Consider the following 15414-nt stretch of genomic DNA (forward strand, 5'->3'; position numbering starts at 1 on the left):
GTTTTTCTTCCGCTATCATTTTAGCGAGAGATGGATTTTTCTTCACCCAAGAACCGTCTAGAAAGAATGTTGATTTCACATTATTCTTTTTCATCGTTTGCAGCATTCCAGGAAGATATTCATTTCCCCATGCTACATTCACTAAAAGCGTGACCATAGGTTTTTCCGGGTTGCCTCTATAAATAGGTGATGCGGGAAGATTATCCAGGTGAACGGTTGGCTCTATCTGTTTTACAACTAGCTTACTGCCATCGTATTTATTGTCTTTCTTCATCGCTTTAAATGATGCTTCCATGTCAACAACAAGTCCATTATAACCGGGAGTGGCTTTCCAGACAGGATCGATTTCAGCATTTTTTGGAGGACTGTTTAGTTCTTTGGCTTTATCTTTGATCTGCTGATAGATTGAATTTGATTCCATTTGAGACACAGCTGTACTTTGGGCTTTAATACTTTCAATATAGGTGCTCGTAAAAGGATTATGCACCGAAAATGCAGTAGCAGTAAGGATTAAAACAACAATGGACCAGTGAAGAATAGTATTTTTCACGTAACTCCCTCCCTGTACCAAGGTATGTACCTTTTGGACAGGTTAGAACGATTTAAACAGATGAAAGAAAAGTAAAGTACGTGTTGGTAAGTTTATTATCTTTTTACTGATTAAAGTGGCATTTCAAGCGACAGATCCATAGCTTCAACGGGTGAAGGCAGCTTTACCGATAAGTTTTCAATTTACACAGCTAGAATGCTTATTTCCGCTGAAAGCAACGATTTCCTATAATAACTGTCTGTTCTTAGTGGGTAAAAACCAAGAGCCTTTTCAAGCGGAAAGTGAGCACCTGGAACGGAAATCAACCACTTCCAATAACAACAGAGATTGCAAAAACAGCGAACAAAAAAGACTGACCCAAAGTGCCACGTGAGTGTGCACTTTAGATCAGTCTCTAGACTAACTAAAATTAAACGTTCTGCTGCTGTTCGTTCTTCGCTTTTTCTTCTTTTAAAACTACTTTGCGTGATAAGTTTACACGGCCTTGGTTATCGATCTCCATAACTTTAACAAGGATTTCATCACCAAGCTTAAGGATATCCTCAACTTTACCAACACGTTCTTCAGCAAGTTCAGAAATATGAACTAATCCGTCTTTACCGCTAAAGAGCTCTACGAAAGCACCGAACTTTTCAATTCGTTTAACTTTACCCATGTAGTACTCGCCAACTTGAACTTCACGAACAATATCTTCAATGATTTTCTTCGCCTTTTTGTTCATAGACTCGTCAGTTGAAGCGATGAAGACTGTACCGTCTTGCTCGATATCAATCTTTACGTTAGTTTCTTCAATGATCTTATTGATGATTTTCCCGCTTGGCCCGATTACATCACGGATCTTGTCTGGATTGATCTTCATTGTAAGAATCTTTGGTGCATATTGAGAAAGTTGTGTACGAGATTCTGAAAGTGTTGCAAGCATAGACTTCAGAATGATCATACGCCCTTCTTTTGCTTGTGTTAAAGCTTCTTGAAGGATTTCACGGTTTATACCTGAAATTTTAATATCCATTTGAAGAGCAGTAATACCGTTTGGTGTACCTGCAACTTTAAAATCCATATCTCCAAGATGATCTTCCATACCTTGAATATCAGTTAACACGGTTACGTCTTCACCGTCAGAAATCAGACCCATAGCAATACCAGCAACAGGTGCTTTAATCGGTACACCAGCATCCATCAACGCAAGCGTACTTGCACAAATACTTGCTTGTGATGTAGAACCGTTAGATTCTAATACTTCTGAAACAAGACGAATAGTGTAAGGGAATTCTTCTTCATTTGGAATTACTTGTTCTAACGCACGTTCACCTAAAGCACCATGACCGATCTCACGTCTTCCTGGTCCGCGCATAAATCCTGTTTCCCCTACGCTGAACGGAGGGAAGTTATATTGGTGCATAAAGCGTTTAGACTCTTCTACGCCAAGACCATCAAGAACTTGAACATCGCCAAGTGCTCCCAATGTACAAATGCTTAGCGCTTGAGTTTGTCCACGTGTGAATAGACCAGAACCATGAGTTCTTGCTAAAATGCCTACTTTTGAAGAAAGTTTACGAATTTCATCTGTTTTTCTTCCGTCAGGACGCACTTTTTCTTTTAAAATTAAGCGTCTAACTTCTTCTTTGATGAGTTTATGTAAAACTTCTTTTGCTTCGCTTGCTTTCTCTTCATCATCTTCGTAACGAGCAGCTACGTTTGCACTTACCGCATCAAGAGCTTCTTGACGTGCGTGCTTTTCAACAACTTTAACTGCTTCTTTTACGTCGTTTCCGACAAACTCACGAACTTCTTGTTCAACATCTTTATCAAGTTCATGAAGAACAACTTCCATCTTTTCTTTGCCGATTTCAGCAACGATCTCTTCCTGGAAAGCGATTAATTTCTTAATCTCTTCATGTCCAAACATGATTGCTTCAAGCATCACTTCTTCTGAAACTTCCTCAGCTCCAGCTTCAACCATGTTGATCGCGTGCTTCGTTCCTGCTACTACTAATTGAATATCACTTTTTTCATTTTGCTCAACTGTAGGATTGATTACAAAATTGCCATCAATTCGGCCAACTGTAACCCCTGCAATCGGGCCTTCAAATGGAATATCTGAAATAGATAAAGAAAGAGATGATCCAATCATCGCAGCCATTTCAGAAGAGCAGTTTTGATCAACGCTCATTACAGTGCTGACAACTTGTACTTCGTTACGGAAGCCATCTGCAAATAAAGGACGGATCGGACGGTCGATCAAACGGCTTGCTAAAACAGCCTTTTCACTCGGGCGTCCTTCACGTTTAATGAATCCGCCAGGGATTTTACCTACTGCGTATAAACGTTCTTCGTAGTTTACAGTCAGTGGAAAGAAACTTAAATTTTTCGGCTGTTTTGAAGCAACAGCTGTTGAAAGCACTGCTGTGTCACCATATCTGACCATTACAGCACCATTTGCCTGTTTTGCTAATTCTCCAATTTCAAACGTAAGCGTTCTGCCCGCCCAGTCCATTGTAAATGTTCGTTTTTGTTGATCCATTTTACTTGGTACTCCTCTCAACACTTAAAAAATCCTAGTATTTTATGGTTCTATTATATCCTATCGCAGTCCTTCCTAAAAAGAAAAACTGTAAAGAATTTAGTAACCTGTATAAAATATTTCTGATTTGTTCGATTGTGTATTGTCTGCAATAAAAAAAGCGGGATTAAATCCCGCTTTTTGTTGGATTAACGACGTAATCCTAGTCTTCCGATCAATTCGCGGTAACGCGTGATGTCCTTGTTACGTAGGTACGTTAACAAGTTACGGCGCTTACCAACCATTTTCAATAGACCACGACGTGAGTGGTGATCTTTCTTGTGTGTACGCAAGTGATCATTCAACTCATTGATTTGTTCAGTAAGGATAGCGATTTGAACCTCTGGAGATCCAGTGTCCGTATCATGTACCTTATACTCGCTGATTAGTTCGTTTTTACGCTCTTGAGTAATAGCCATCCTTTTCACCTCCTTAATATTAGAAACACCAATTACCGAGCAAACGTCGGTGACTCGATTTGCCAAGCAACGGTTATGTGTACATTAAAATGTACAAGTATTATCATAGACTTTTTACGGAACAAATGCAAGTTTTTTTACTGCAGAGAATGTATGATTTCGTATGTTTTGCTTTTATCTGCATGTAACTGAGCGATCAGTTCCTCGATCCCATTAAATTTCTTTTCGTCTCGAATTCTCTTTAACCACGTAACACTAATGCTCTTTCCGTAAATTTCTTTGTTGAAGTCAAAGACATGTACTTCCAGAGACGGTTTTTTTTGATCATCCTTAAAAGTAGGTTTATACCCTACGTTTGCCATCGCAAAATATTTCTCATTATCGATGTATACTTCTACAGCATACACACCCACTTTTGGCAGTGAATATTCTTCTGTATCCAGATTTGCTGTAGGAAAGCCTATCGTACGGCCGCGTTTATCACCGTGAATAACAGTTCCGTTGAGTTTATATTTGCGTCCAAGGTAAGGGACGAGTTCCTCGACCAGTCCTTCTTTTAAAAAGTGGCGAATCATTGTAGAGCTGATTTTTTCCCCGTCTTTTTCTATCTTTTCAATAACGGTTTGCCCAAACTGGCCGTTTGATTCTTTCACTAAAGTTTCTACGTTGCCTTTTCCATACTTTCCATAAGAAAAATCAAAACCGGTTACAACATGCTGAACATTTAAACCAATAATATACTGATTTACAAAGTCCTTTGTATCCAGAGCGGCAAAAACATGATCAAATTTCACAAGATAAAAACGTTCAACTCCCATATTTTCTAAAACTTTTTTCTTTTCTTCTAAAGGAGTGATATACGTCCAATTATGATCCGCTTTACCTAAGACAACTGAAGGGTGCGGATGAAAGCTCATTACAGCTGGGACAGCTCCGTTTTTGTTTGCCAGTTCCACAGCTGTGCGGATTACACGCTGATGGCCAACATGAATTCCGTCAAAATAACCTAATGCCAGAATGGTTGGCGGCAGGCTATCTTGTTGAAAGTGATGCGGATGACTAATAACAATCGTTTCCAAAAACTCACCTACTAACTTCTATCGTTAATCAATGGCTAACACTTTAACCGGTTTAATCAAACCTGGTTTTGAAGGATGTAATTCATAAATGGCTAGACATTTTCCTTCTTCATTATAAACACCAAACGGACTTTGTTCCAACTCTTTTGGTGCTTCAAGTACCGAACCATTTTTAATTTTAAAAAGAAGTTCTTCTTTTACAGTCCATTTTGGAAAATGAGATATCCCTTTTTCTAATGGAAACAAATAGTCTTCTAAAGGTTTTTCTCCACTTTCAAGCTGTTCAAACGTTACACAATCATCCATTGAAAAAGGTCCTGAAGCTGTTCTTACGAGAAGTGACATATGTGCGGGATATCCCAGTCTCTCACCTATCTCTACAGCGAGCGTTCTTACATAAGTACCTTTAGAACATCTAACCCGGAAAGAAAATATAGGGTTATCTTTTTTAATCGTTTCATCTTCGTTCAAAAGTTCCAGTTCATATATCGTCACATTGCGTTTTGGCCGATCAACGGTTATCCCTTGTCTTGCGTATTCATATAGTTTTTTGCCGTTCACTTTTACTGCTGAATACATCGGTGGGATCTGCTCAATTTCTCCTGTCAGTGACTTTAAAATTTCTTTAACAGCAGCAACTGAAATGTCTGCCTCCACCGCTTTTTCTGTCACTTTTTCACCGTGAGCATCTTCTGTTTCAGTAGAAAAGCCTAGGCTGACTTCACCGATATACTCCTTGCCATAGTCAGACATGTACTCGGCGATTTTTGTTGCTCTTCCGATACAAATAGGCAAAACACCTGTAACTTCAGGATCTAACGTACCGGTGTGACCTACTTTTTTTGTTGAAAATATTCTGCGGATTTTAGCCACACAATCATGAGAAGTCATTCCGGCAGGTTTTTTTAATGCTAGTATTCCTTGTCTTGCAGTCATATACAGCTTCTCCTTCAATCACTTTATATCGTTTCAAGCAAAAAATGGATAGACAATTATGATAATTGCCTATCCATTTGCTATTATGGTTTCGGATGATCTTCATTCTCTTCGCTGTCTTCGTCTTCTCGTTTAATATCAGACAAAAGACTTTCGATCTTGCTTCCATAATTTAAGGATTCATCAAATTTAAAAAAGATGTCTGGTGTTTTTCGCATGCGAATTCGTTTACCGATTTCAGTACGAATGAAACCTGTTGCTTTCGCAAGGCTTCTTAGTGTTTGTTCCTTTTGGTCGGAATCACCAAACACAGAGACATATACTGTAGCCTGCTGCAAATCACCTGTTACATCAACCGCCGTAACGGTCACAAAACCTACACGGGGGTCTTTGATTTTTCGGCCTATAATGTCACTAAGCTCTTTTTTCATCTGTTCCCCAATACGATTGGAACGGATTGTGCCCATTTTTTACTACACCCCGTTTCTTGCCACTTGCCTTATAGCCACTCAATGTTAGAATCAGTAACTTCTAATTCAGCAATAGATGTAATAATCGCAAGTGCTCTTTGCAATTCTTTTTCTGCTATTATTTTGTCCGAAGAAACGGTAACCATACTTATCTCTGCGCGCTGCCACAAATCTTGAAAATCCGTTTCAGAAACAGCTACATTTAAGCGTTGACGAACTCTATTTACCGCTTTTTGGACGACTGAACGCTTATCTTTTAACGACTGTGCTTCATATATGAAAAACTCAACCGTTAATAAGGCGATCATTTAACTTTAATTTCTTCCATGATGTAAGCTTCGATGATATCGCCTTCTTTAATATCATTGAACTTTTCTAACGTAATTCCACACTCATATCCAGCAGAAACTTCTTTAGCATCATCTTTAAAACGCTTCAATGCGTCGATTTTGCCTTCATATGATACTACTCCATCACGGATTAAGCGAACTGTTGAGTCTCTTGTGATCTTACCTTCTGTAACGTAACAGCCAGCGATCGTACCTACTTTTGATACTTTAAATGTTGTACGTACTTCTACTTGACCGATTACTTTTTCTTCGAATTCAGGATCAAGCATTCCTTTCATCGCTGATTCGATTTCTTCGATTACATTATAGATAATGCGGTGCAGACGAACATCAACTTTTTCAGCATCAGCAGTACGCTTCGCACCTGTATCTGGACGAACGTTAAAACCAATTACGATAGCATTTGAAGCAGATGCGAGCATGATGTCATACTCATTGATCGCTCCAACACCAGAGTGAATAATCTTAACTTTAACGCCTTCAACATCAATCTTTTGAAGAGATCCAGCAAGTGCCTCAACAGATCCCTGTACGTCACCTTTGATAATGACATTGATTTCTTTAATGTCGCCTTCTTTAATCTGGTTAAAGAGGTCATCAAGATTCAGTTTAGAAGATTCTTTACGCTGAGCATCTTGTTGCTTTTTAAAGCGTGATTCCCCAACTTGTCGTGCTTTTTTCTCATCAGCAAAGACCATGAACTGATCTCCAGCTTGTGGAACATCGTTTAATCCTGTGATTTCAACAGGTGTAGATGGTCCAACCGTTTTAACACGGCGTCCAAGATCGTTCACCATCGCACGTACACGTCCGAAAGTGTGTCCGACTACGATTGGATCACCTACGTTTAATGTACCAGACTGAACAAGAAGTGTTGCTACAGATCCACGGCCTTTATCAAGCTGTGCTTCGATAACAGTTCCTGCTGCAGTACGGTTTGGATTTGCTTTTAATTCTTCAACTTCTGAAACAAGATTGATCATCTCAAGCAGGTCATCGATTCCGTCGCCTTTAATTGCAGATACGTTTACAAAGATCGTATCTCCGCCCCAAGCTTCAGAAACAAGGCCATGTTCAGTAAGCTCCTGCATAACACGATCAGGATTAGCTGCTTCTTTATCCATTTTGTTAACAGCTACAATGATCGGTACTCCAGCAGCTTTAGCATGGTTGATCGCTTCGACTGTCTGAGGCATAACTCCATCATCAGCAGCCACAACAAGGATCGTAATATCCGTTACTTGGGCACCACGAGCACGCATTGTTGTAAACGCAGCATGTCCAGGAGTATCAAGGAACGTAATTTGTTTTCCGTTGTTTGTGATCTGATAAGCCCCGATATGCTGAGTAATTCCGCCAGCTTCACCAGCCGTTACCTTCGTGTTGCGGATCGCATCAAGAAGTGTTGTTTTACCATGGTCAACGTGTCCCATGATCGTAACAACCGGAGGACGTACTTGAAGATCTTTTTCATCGTCAACCACTTCGTAGTTTTCAAATTCTGTTTCATCAACGATGATTTCTTCTTCTACCTCAACATCATAGTCAGCTGCAATCAGTTCGATCGCTTCTTTATCAAGCTCTTGGTTGATTGTAGCCATGATACCAAGACCCATTAACTTCTTAATGATTTCAGAAGTATCTTTGTTTAATTTTTTTGCAAGTTCACCTACTTGAAGTGAATCTGTAAAAGTAATTTTGCTTGGCGTTTCAAGAACCTTTTTCTGTGGAGCTTGCTGCTGATGGTTCCCTCCGCCTCTATTTTGTTTGTTTCTGTTGTTTTGATTTTTGTTGTTGTTGTTTCTGTTATTGTTGTTTTGATTTCTGTTGTTATTGCTGTTTCTGTTCTGATTGTTATTATTCTTGTTTTGGCCGCCTTGGCTGCCTTGGCTGTTTGTATTTGTGGACTTTGGTCCTTTAGCTTGTGACGAGTTATTGTTCTCTTTTTTTATTTTCATATTACTCTCTTTTTGAACTTCCTTTTTATTAGATTTGGTGTCGTTACCAGAGTTGCTATTTTTCATATCTGTTTTAGGGAGTTGATTTTGATTGGATGATTTTGCTTGATCTTTGTTTGTTTTAGGACGATATGCTTCGTCCAGTTTTTTAAGAGCTGCTTGATCAATCATAGACATATGATTTGCTACGTGGACATCCATCGTTTTCAGCTTTTCAATAATGTCTTTACTTTGAACATTTTTCTGTTTCGCATATTCGTATACGCGGATTTTACTCATATGTTCACCCCCGAGTTAGTGATCAAGAAGTTCCTTCAAACGCTTAGAAAATCCTTGATCATTTACAGCAACTACAACTCGTTGCTCTTTACCAATAGCCTTGCCCAAAATATTGCGATCTTCAATCCATACAAGATCAACTTTATAGAAGAGGCACTTATCAGTAACTTTTTTCTTTGTATTTTCAGAAGCATCTTTAGACAGCAAAACAAGTTTTGCGTTTTGCTTTTGTACGCTTTTAACAACTAGTTCTTCACCGGAAATGACTTTGCCGGCTCGAACTGCTATTCCAAGAAAGTTTTCCCAAGGAGATGGTTTCAAGATGTATGACTTCCTTTTTCTAGCTGTTCATATAAGTCAGCTGGAATTTTCGCTTTCAGATGTGACTCAAGAACCTTTTTCTTTTTTGCTTGTTCGATGCAAGCCGCTTCATGACAAAGGTAGGCTCCTCTTCCGGATTTCTTCCCTGACGTATCGACAGAGACTTCTCCTTCAGGCGAGCGGACAATACGTGTTAATTCTTTTTTAGCCTTCATTTCTTGACAGGCTACGCATTTTCTCATAGGAATTTTGCGTGTTTTCATTGTCTCCACCTCGTCTTCTCTTACTCTTCATCCTCATCAGTATCGTCGAAGAAATCATTTCGAGCGTTTGCAGGATCATAAACGCCTGATTCTACTGCTTCTGTTTCACTTTTAATATCAATCTTCCAACCTGTTAACTTGGCTGCGAGTCGAGCATTCTGACCTCTTTTACCAATTGCTAGGGAAAGTTGATAGTCTGGCACGATTACCGTAGTCATTTTTTCCTCTTCGTTCACTTGAACTTCTAATACTTTTGCAGGACTTAGTGAATTTGCCACATAAACAACAGGATCTTCACTCCAACGAACGATATCGATCTTTTCGCCGTTCAGTTCATTTACGATTGTTTGGACACGCGCACCTTTTTGCCCGACACAAGAACCTACTGGATCCACTTCTGGATCTGCAGCATGTACGGCAATCTTTGAACGGTCTCCAGCTTCACGTGCGATCGATTTAATCTCAACAGTACCATCATAGATTTCAGGCACTTCAAGTTCGAACAAACGTTTTAATAAACCAGGGTGAGTTCTTGAAACCAAAATTTGAGGACCTTTAGTAGTCTTTTCAACTTTTGTGATATACACCTTGATGCGATCGTTCGTTGTATGCGATTCACCAGGCATCTGTTCAGCAGCTGGCAATAATGCCTCTACTCTGCCAAGGCTTACATACATATAGCGGTGGTCTTGTCTTTGAACAATTCCTGTAATAATGTCTTCTTCGCGGTCAATAAATTCTGAGAAGATAATTCCGCGTTCTGCTTCACGTACACGCTGTGTAACAACTTGTTTAGCTGTTTGCGCAGCGATACGGCCAAAGTCTTTTGGTGTAACTTCTTCTTCTACTATATCTTCAAGTTCATACCCAGGGTTAATCGCTTGTGCTTCAGCGACAGAGATTTCCTGACGGTCGTCCTCAACCTCTTCAACCACATTTTTTCTAGAAAATACACGGATACTTCCAGTGTCTCTGTTAAAATCAACACGAACATTTTGCGCTTGATGAAAATTACGCTTATAAGCAGAAATAAGGGCTGCTTCAATCGCTTCAATAATAACATCTTTGCTTATCCCTTTTTCTTTTTCTAACAATGTAAGTGCATCCAAAAGCTCGGTACTCATTTTTCTTCTCCCCTCTTCATTAAAAAACAACCGCAAGACGGGCATTCGCCACTTTTGTATACGGCAACTCTACCTTTTTCACTTGCGTTTTTACTCTAATCTCCATGAACAGCGTTTCACCGTCAAAGTCTTTTAAAAGTCCTTCATATACCTTTTCACCATTAATGGGCTCATAAAGTTTAATGTTTACATTTTTGCCGATAGCATTTTTAACATCTTCAGGTTTCTTTAGCGGTCTCTCAACACCTGGAGAAGATACTTCTAAAAAGTAGGGCTGTTCGATCGGATCAAGTTCATCTAATTTTTCACTTAATTGCTCACTAACTGTCCCGCATTCTTCAATATCTACGCCACTCGTGGAGTCGATATAAACACGCAGAAACCAGTTTTTACCCTCTTTAACAAATTCAACGTCAACAAGTTCAAGTCCTAGTTTTTCAACGATTGGGGTTACAAGCTCAGATGTGAGCTCTGTAATCTTCTGACTCATTGCTGCCCTCCTTCTAACTGAATGACCTTAAAACGTAACGAAAGAGTGGGGAGCCCCACTCTTTCGTCGACAGTTATTCATTCAACAGTATTTCCAAAAATACTATACCATAACCAGTAAAATACTGCAACTTTCAGAATGCTTCAAAAGCCCGTATTAGAACAGTGAAAGCTGGTTTGCATCAGGCAATCCTTCCAGACAACCTTGGTCATCTAAATACTCGATAATCGTCTTTGATAGCTTAGCTCGCTGCTGAAGATCTTCTTTTGAAAGAAATTCTCCTTGCTCTCTTGCTTTCACAATGTTAAGTGCTGCATTCGTCCCAAGTCCCGCGATCGAATTAAAAGGCGGAATAAGCGTATCGCCCTCAACTAAAAAGTCTGTTGCGCTTGAACGGTACAAATCGATTTTTTGGAAGGAGAGTCCTCTTTCACACATCTCTAACGCCAGCTCAAGCACAGTTTGAAGATTCTTTTCTTTTGTAGAAGCATCTAGGCCTTTAGCCGAGATCTCCTCAATCTTTGTACGAAGTGCCTTTGAGCCTCGAATCATGGATTCTACATCAAAATCATCAGCTCTTACAGTGAAGTAAGCAGCATAGAACCAGATCGGATAATGCACTTTAAAATAAGCAATACGAACGGCCATTAAAACGTATGCAGCCGCATGGGCTTTAGGGAACATGTATTTAATCTTTAAACATGAACCAATATACCAGTCAGGAACATCATTTTGTTTCATCTCATCGATCCATTCATCAGGAAGACCTTTACCTTTACGTACACTTTCCATGATTTTAAAGGCTAGTGAAGGATCAAGGCCTTTGTAGATGAGGTAGACCATAATATCGTCACGGCACCCGATAACATCTTTTAGTACACACGTTCCGTTTGCGATCAGTTCGTTGGCGTTGTTCAGCCAAACGTCTGTACCGTGTGATAATCCTGAGATCTGAACAAGCTCAGAAAATGTGCTTGGCTTTGTTTCTTCAAGCATCTGCCTTACAAACTTTGTTCCAAACTCTGGTATACCGAGTGTACCTGTCTTACACATAATCTGTTCATCAGTAACACCTAACACTTCTGGTCCCGAGAAGATTTTCATTACTTCAGGGTCAGAAGCTGGAATGGTCTTCGGATCGATTCCGCTTAAATCTTGCAGCATACGGATAACGGTTGGATCATCGTGGCCTAATATATCAAGTTTTAACAGGTTATCGTGAATAGAATGGAAATCAAAGTGAGTTGTTTTCCACTCTGATGAGCTATCATCAGCTGGAAACTGAACAGGACAAAAATCATAAATATCCATATAATCAGGAACTACAATTATTCCGCCCGGATGCTGTCCGGTTGTTCTTTTTACCCCTGTACAGCCTGATACGAGACGGTCTACTTCTGCAGATCGAATGGTTAAGTTATGGTCACCCGCGTAACCTTTAACATAACCATAGGCAGTCTTTTCAGCAACAGTACCAATCGTACCCGCTCGATACACATATTCTTCACCAAACAGTTCTTTCGTGTAGTTATGTGCTCTAGGCTGATATTCGCCTGAGAAGTTCAAGTCAATATCGGGTACTTTGTCTCCTTTAAATCCTAAGAACGTTTCAAACGGAATATCTTGTCCATCTTTAATATATAGAACATTACATTCAGGACACTCTTTATCAGGCAGATCATAACCAGATCCTACGGAACCATCATTAAAGAAGTGTGACTCTTTGCAGTTCGGACAAACATAATGCGGAGGCAGCGGATTAACTTCTGTAATCTCAGTCATGGTCGCAACAAATGACGAACCTACTGATCCACGTGACCCTACAAGATATCCATCGATCAACGATTTTTTAACGAGCTTATGAGATATCAAGTAAATAACTGCAAAACCGTGTCCGATTATACTCTTTAGTTCTTTTTCCAGTCTTTTCTCAACGATTTCAGGAAGGTTTTCACCGTATATACTTCTTGCACGGTCGTAACTCATCGATCGAACTTCATCATCCGCACCTTCGATTTTCGGTGTATAAAGATCGTCAGGTATCGGCTTGATCTCTTCAATACTGTCTGCAATATACCTAGTGTTTTCACAGACTACCATTTCCGCTTTTTCTTCACCTAAGAAGGAGAACAAATCTAACATCTCATCCGTTGTCCGGAAATGAACTTCAGGAAGCGTTTGTCTGTTCAGCGGATTAGCCCCGCCTTGTGAAGAAATTAAAATCTTTCTGTAGATCGCATCTTCAGGATTTAAATAATGCACGTTTCCTGTTGCTACAACCGGTTTATTTAATTTCTCGCCTAACTGAACGATGTTGGAAAGAATATCTCTTAAGTTCATCTCATCAGCAACAAGTTCTCTTTCAATAAGGTGATAATAGTTACTTGGCGGCTGAATTTCTAGATAATCATAAAACTCTGCAATCTTTTCTACTTCTTCTATCGGCTTTTGCATCATGCCTTCAAAAACTTCACCTTTGTCACATGCAGATCCGACTAAAATACCTTCTCGCAATTTACTGAGTCGTGAACGCGGAATACGCGGTGTTCTAAAAAAGTACGAAAGATGTGATTCTGACACAAGTCTGTATAGATTCTTCAAACCTTCTTGAGTTGCAGCCAGCAACGTACAGTGAAATGGCCGTGAGCGCTGGAATCCGCCTTGACCCATGTTATCGTTCAAGCGGTCATGATAGAAGATTTCTTTTTCAAACGTCTCTTTTAACAGCTTCCATAAAAGGTACCCTGTCGCTTCTGCATCATAGATCGCACGGTGATGCTGTGTAAGTTCAATGTCAAACCTTTTACAGAGCGTATTCAGTCTATGATTCTTTAACTGAGGCAGTAAGAATCTTGCAAGTTCGAGTGTATCGATCACGGGATTCTTCGCTTCACCTAAGCCTATTTTTCGCAAGCCTTCGTTTAAGAACCCCATGTCAAAACTTGCGTTATGAGCAACAAGAATATCATCACCCATAAATGCGTGGAAATCTCGAAGTACTTCTTCAATTTCAGGCGCGTTCTCGACCATATCATCTGTGATTCCTGTTAGATTGATTGTCGTCTCTGATAAAGATTCATGAGGATTCGCAAATCTTTCAAATCGATCAATAATTTCTCCGCCTCTTACCTTCACCGCTGCTAGTTCAATAATTTTATTATAAACCGCTGATAATCCCGTAGTTTCAACGTCAAAAACAATGTATGTCTCTTCTGAAAGTTTTCTAGGCGCTTCATTGTACGCAATAGGAACACCATCATCTACCAGATTGGCTTCAAGTCCATAGAGAATCTTAATTCCGTTTTTCTTGCCCGCACTATAAGCTTCAGGAAAGGATTGCACACCAGCATGATCTGTAATAGCAACAGCAGGATGTCCCCATTTTTTGGCTTGTCCCACAAGCGAGGAAACAGAAGATACCGCGTCCATCTGACTCATCGGTGTGTGAAGATGGAGTTCTACACGTTTTTTATCTTCCTCAGCTAAGTCTTTTCTGTACTCAGGCTTGATCTCATTAATATCGTTTGCAATCATAACAAGGTCTCTGACAAAGGTATCATTTTGAATACCGCCTCGTACCTTCAACCACATGCCCTTTTGTATTCCTTGGAGAATTGGAATATCTTCTTTATCACGTGAAAATATCTTAATTAATAGAGAATCTGTGTAATCCGTAATTTTAAATGTTAGTAAAGTACGGCCGCTTCGAAGTTCTCTTGTTTCAGCGTGAAACACGTAACCTTGTATCGTAATACGTCTTTCTTCATCTTGAATGGTTTGAATCGGTACCGGTTCATCCTTGATTGAGTAACCAATCATTATATCTGTTCTTGCAGCAGGGCCATCTGCTTTATTAGCTGACTTTTCTTTTTCAACGAGCGCTTCCATCACTTTATTCTGATCTTCTTGTTTCCGCTGTTCTAAAAATTTCTGATAATCTTCTTCAGAATGTTTTATTTCCGTCTTCACCATTACTGAATGAAAACCGAACTGACTGTACAACTCTTTAATAACTGGAGATAGTTTTCTCTGTACTAAAGTTTCTTCTGCATCGTTTCGGACCGTTAAGCACAAAAAATTTCCATCCGCTACCGGGTCTTGAATAGAAAGCATACTAGACAGACTTGGGCCTGTGGTCTCTACTAACTTTTCTTTACATAACGGCCAATAGCCAAGAAGCTCTTCTGACTGATAGCTCTCCTTCGTTTGCAGTGAAAAAGTCACTTTTGCAATATGTTGAAAGGTATGATGAAGACTAGAACTAAACCACGCATAACCTTCTGCTGTTAGCGGACGATTGATTGCGATGGAAAAGTGCCAGCTTCGATTCGTTTTATCTATAGTGAGTTTTTCGATTGTCCCTTCCGAAAAACCGGTTTTCATCTCATCAGGAATTCCTAATTGTTCTAAAAGAAGCGACAGCCTTTCTTGTCTGATCTGCTGATCATTTCCGCTCATAAGAACCTCCTTTTAAAGGGGTTTATTAAGATTTTGATAACTCAACTAACGTACGTTTCCATACGTTTGTACCCTTTTATTATACTATACGAAAGATTGGTATTACCGCGTTTTCATCACATTGATTTTTTTCGAATTTCATAAAGTACAAAGA

The 15414-nt window shown here is 39.6% G+C and carries 13 protein-coding genes; all 13 read right to left on the bottom strand.

Annotation, left to right across the window (positions count from 1 at the left end):
- Positions 1 to 550, bottom strand: a 550-nt coding sequence (locus tag P8610_RS15145) for a polysaccharide deacetylase family protein (RefSeq protein ID WP_394605094.1), incomplete at its 3' end; no start/stop codon positions are given.
- Positions 551 to 959: 409 nt separating this feature from the next.
- Positions 960 to 3074 carry a polyribonucleotide nucleotidyltransferase gene (gene pnp / locus P8610_RS15150; protein ID WP_394605095.1) on the bottom strand — a complete coding sequence of 705 codons (2115 nt, stop codon included), beginning with the start codon at positions 3072 to 3074 and terminating at the stop codon, positions 960 to 962.
- Positions 3075 to 3262: 188 nt separating this feature from the next.
- Positions 3263 to 3532 carry a 30S ribosomal protein S15 gene (rpsO, locus tag P8610_RS15155; protein WP_066240919.1) on the bottom strand — a complete coding sequence of 90 codons (270 nt, stop codon included), beginning with the start codon at positions 3530 to 3532 and terminating at the stop codon, positions 3263 to 3265.
- 137 nt (positions 3533 to 3669) lie between these two features.
- Positions 3670 to 4611 (bottom strand): riboflavin biosynthesis protein RibF, encoded by a 942-nt coding sequence (gene ribF / locus P8610_RS15160; RefSeq protein ID WP_394605096.1) that lies wholly within the window; start codon positions 4609 to 4611, stop codon positions 3670 to 3672.
- A 24-nt stretch (positions 4612 to 4635) separates the two neighbouring features.
- Positions 4636 to 5547, bottom strand: a complete 912-nt coding sequence (gene truB, locus P8610_RS15165; RefSeq protein WP_394605097.1) for a tRNA pseudouridine(55) synthase TruB — start codon at positions 5545 to 5547, stop codon at positions 4636 to 4638.
- A gap of 83 nt (positions 5548 to 5630) precedes the next feature.
- Entirely contained in the window at positions 5631 to 6014 is a 384-nt protein-coding gene (gene rbfA / locus P8610_RS15170) for a 30S ribosome-binding factor RbfA (RefSeq protein ID WP_066240910.1), read from the bottom strand.
- Between the two features lie 32 nt (positions 6015 to 6046).
- Positions 6047 to 6325 (bottom strand): DUF503 domain-containing protein, encoded by a 279-nt coding sequence (locus P8610_RS15175; protein ID WP_289495655.1) that lies wholly within the window; start codon positions 6323 to 6325, stop codon positions 6047 to 6049.
- On the bottom strand, positions 6322 to 8604 hold the full coding sequence (gene infB / locus P8610_RS15180; RefSeq protein WP_394605098.1) for a translation initiation factor IF-2: 2283 nt from the start codon (positions 8602 to 8604) through the stop codon (positions 6322 to 6324). Before infB ends, P8610_RS15175 begins: the two co-directional genes overlap by 4 nt.
- A 15-nt stretch (positions 8605 to 8619) precedes the next feature.
- On the bottom strand, positions 8620 to 8925 hold the full coding sequence (locus tag P8610_RS15185; RefSeq protein WP_289495657.1) for a YlxQ family RNA-binding protein: 306 nt from the start codon (positions 8923 to 8925) through the stop codon (positions 8620 to 8622).
- The gene (gene rnpM / locus P8610_RS15190) at positions 8922 to 9188 is read right to left on the bottom strand and encodes an RNase P modulator RnpM (RefSeq protein WP_289495658.1); all 267 of its coding nucleotides are present in this window, start codon (positions 9186 to 9188) and stop codon (positions 8922 to 8924) included. The genes P8610_RS15185 and rnpM overlap by 4 nt, the downstream gene beginning before the upstream one ends.
- 20 nt (positions 9189 to 9208) lie before the next feature.
- On the bottom strand, positions 9209 to 10312 hold the full coding sequence (gene nusA, locus P8610_RS15195; RefSeq protein ID WP_394605099.1) for a transcription termination factor NusA: 1104 nt from the start codon (positions 10310 to 10312) through the stop codon (positions 9209 to 9211).
- A gap of 19 nt (positions 10313 to 10331) precedes the next feature.
- Positions 10332 to 10802 (bottom strand): ribosome maturation factor RimP, encoded by a 471-nt coding sequence (gene rimP / locus P8610_RS15200; RefSeq protein WP_289495660.1) that lies wholly within the window; start codon positions 10800 to 10802, stop codon positions 10332 to 10334.
- 156 nt (positions 10803 to 10958) lie between these two features.
- Positions 10959 to 15260 carry a PolC-type DNA polymerase III gene (locus P8610_RS15205; protein ID WP_394605100.1) on the bottom strand — a complete coding sequence of 1434 codons (4302 nt, stop codon included), beginning with the start codon at positions 15258 to 15260 and terminating at the stop codon, positions 10959 to 10961.
- Between the last annotated feature and the right edge of the window lie 154 nt (positions 15261 to 15414).

Origin of the sequence: Fictibacillus sp. UD (genome assembly GCF_043558025.1) — a bacterium.
Classification (GTDB): Bacteria; Bacillota; Bacilli; order Bacillales; family Fictibacillaceae; genus Fictibacillus.